Here is a 786-nt window from a genome sequence, read left to right as displayed (position 1 = left end):
GCCTTGTTCCAGTTTATTGAGCTGGGCTTGGTCTCTAATGCTCTTATTGTCAACAACCAGATAGGTGTGACCTTGATGGTTGAAGGTCGCGCCAATCGGGCTATCATTACAAGTAATAGTGTTGCCTTGTAATTGCCACTTACCTTCAAACTGGTGAACATCTTGGTTAAAGCTGGTGGCACCTAAAAACATATCTCCAATGTACCTAACCGCAGAGATATTCCAGTTACCGATGGGTTGGTTAAAACTGGTGGCGCCTTTAAACATCGCCGCCATATTCTCAACCTTGGATGTATCCCAGTTACCGATGGGTTGGTTAAAACTGGTGGCGCCTTTAAACATCTCCATCATTTTTTCAACCTTGGAGGTATCCCAGTCACCGATGGGTTGGTTAAAGGCGGAGGCGCCTTCAAACATCGCCCTCATACTTTTAATCTTCGAGGTATCCCATTTGCCAATAGGTTGGTTAAAGCTGGTAGCACCTTTAAACATGGCGGTCATTCCTTGAAGAGACCACGAACTAGCGTTGGAACCGACATTGGAGGTATCCCAGTCACCGATGGGTTGGTTAAAGGCTTTGGCGCCTTTAAACATTTCATCCATATATTCAACTTTGGAGGTATCCCAGTTGCCAATGGGTTGGTTAAAGGCTTCGGCGCCTGAAAACATACCCCACATACTTGTAACCTTGGAGATATCCCAGTTACTGATATCGGCATTAAAGTGCTCCCGATATTTAAAGAGTGCACGCATCTTAGTCACATGAGAGGTACAAAAGCGGATTTG

The 786-nt window shown here is 45.3% G+C and carries 1 protein-coding gene; it reads right to left on the bottom strand.

The annotated features are described in order from the left end of the window. On the bottom strand, positions 1-786 hold a 786-nt coding region (locus RH40_RS03545; protein WP_009599960.1), incomplete at both ends, for a BspA family leucine-rich repeat surface protein.

This window comes from Vibrio caribbeanicus ATCC BAA-2122 (assembly GCF_000165125.1).
GTDB classification, from domain to species: domain Bacteria; phylum Pseudomonadota; class Gammaproteobacteria; order Enterobacterales; family Vibrionaceae; genus Vibrio; species Vibrio caribbeanicus.
This window is presented reverse-complemented; position numbering and strand designations above follow the sequence as displayed.